General features: G+C 35.6%; 1 protein-coding gene. It reads right to left on the minus strand.

Annotated elements, in window-relative coordinates:
- Window positions 1–19: 19 nt before the first annotated feature.
- The gene (locus tag HGB55_RS14785; RefSeq protein WP_168817820.1) at window positions 20–1,909 is read right to left on the minus strand and encodes an IS1634 family transposase; all 1,890 of its coding nucleotides are present in this window, start codon (window positions 1,907–1,909) and stop codon (window positions 20–22) included.
- Between the last annotated feature and the right edge of the window lie 186 nt (window positions 1,910–2,095).

The raw sequence follows: 2,095 nt of genomic DNA on the forward strand, positions 1-2,095 counted from the left end.
TTAACCCAAGTTGCAGCTGTCATGCCGAACTCCCTTTGTTTAGAGCATATTGGTAATTTTTAATTTCCAGTTTGTGTACTACGGATTTTTTTGTAAAAGGCTGTTTTTTTATTTTTAGGGAGGTGTATATTTCTTTCAATTTGTTCGAAGGTTCACTACATTTTTTGATTTCTATCATCTCGTCCGTTTTATTTTTGGCGGTGCTATATACCACTTTCTGAGTGTTTGCAATTCTTACTATTTCACGCCATTCACAATTAATTTTTTGGCTTTTTAGTTGATGTCGAACTGTATTGACCAACCAATAGGCTAAAATAGCAAGATGCAAATGAGCCATCGAAGCGTTATCGGTTTTGTGGTATATTGGACGTAAATCGATATCGGTTTTCAGGCATCGAAACGTACTTTCTATTTCTCTAATAGTGTTGTAAATTTTCCAAACTGTTTGTTCATCGCTTGCCCCAAGACTGGTTCTGATAAAATAAGTTCCCGCATTTTCTTGTGCTTCTTTATCTTGGATTTCTTTTTTTTGATAAATCAAATTGGTGGCATTTTCTCCAGAATTTCCAATTGCTGTAATTTGATAATACTTGCTCACGGACGGATACTTTTGAATAGCTCTCCCAATGCGTTGATTGACTTTATCGTATTTTTTTACTCCTTTTTTCTTGGTTAAACTGCTTTTTATTTTTTCGATTTCTTCTTCAAATCTTTCCTCAAATTGCTTCTTCATAGCATCTTCTTTGAGCTTTTTGCCAGGGCTTTTTACTCGCAAAACATAGTCGGTTTGCGCTGCTGAATGAACCCTTTGAAGACTAATCTCCTCTTTGTTTTGTGTTTTTATACGATGCAAAACTTCTCCATCCTTGATACGATAATCCTTGATTTTCGAGCGACTGACACACACAAAATCATAGCCTTTTGCTTGAATTAATTTTAGATTTTCATCCGTGGCAATGCCCGCATCCAAAACCACCAAAGCTTTGGCAGTAAGATTTGCCGTTTTCAATCGTAATTTATCAATCATATTGGGTAGCGAAGCGCTATCGGCGGTGTTGCCTTCCAAGATTTGAGTGTATTTTGGAAACCCTTCTGGGTTGACCACCATTGCCAAAACAATCAATTTGGCATCACTTCTCTTCTCCTTACTTCTACCAAATTTTGCGATTTCGCTTTTGTCTTTTCGACCTTCAAAATAGGTGTTTGTTAAATCAAAAAGTATTATTTTGTCTTGAATATCAAATAGTTCGTTGGTTTTTTTTGAAAAATGTTGCTCTAATTCATCTTTTATTTCATACAAATCCAAAGCGTTTTTATAGAGTTTGTCTTTGGTTATTTTTTCCAGTGGATAACCACTGAGTTCACAAACAGCTGAATTTTCTTGTATCCAACGAGTGGTTTTATATTCCGAAAAAGGATACACTGCTCGGCTAATAATTTGTGTATAAGTGAGTTGTATTTTCTCTTCATCCCATCCTAAAGTATCCAGAAAATTATTCAAATGCAATTTATTAAGCGTTTGATAGCCAATATATTCTGCACCAACTTCCCGAACTTGCGTGTGTTTGATGCTTTCTAAATCAACCCAAGTTTTGACGGTAGTAGCCTTGGGTTTTGCCTCGACATCAATAGTTTTATTGGCCAAAATTTGATTCCAAAAACGAGCAACATAAGGATCTAAAATAGCATCTTCTTCTAAAAACAAATCGCCATTTCCACTGGCTAATTGGGTTAGTTTTTTTTGAATGACATTCAACTGCTCGGGTTTTAGTTCTGGAACAAACCCTATATTGAGAATCGTTTTATGACAAATTCTGTCCTCAATGTTGCGATAACTTTCCACCAATCGATAGTAAGGACAAATAGATCCTAACTCTGGATGGTTGCGAAATGTTGCTTTGAAATACATATCGCAAAGTACCGAAACAGCTTCAAAACTGGCAACACCCCCCTGTGTACTACAAATCGAATTCCAAAACGCAACCCCTTATTTTATTGGAATATTCAAGATTAATAGCATGAAGTCCGCGTTTTTATGGATTTTCTTTGACTCAATTTAACAGTATTTTAACTTATTGGCTGCAACTTGGGTTAA

The organism is Lutibacter sp. B1, from assembly GCF_012524075.1.
In the GTDB taxonomy this organism is placed as follows: domain Bacteria; phylum Bacteroidota; class Bacteroidia; order Flavobacteriales; family Flavobacteriaceae; genus Lutibacter.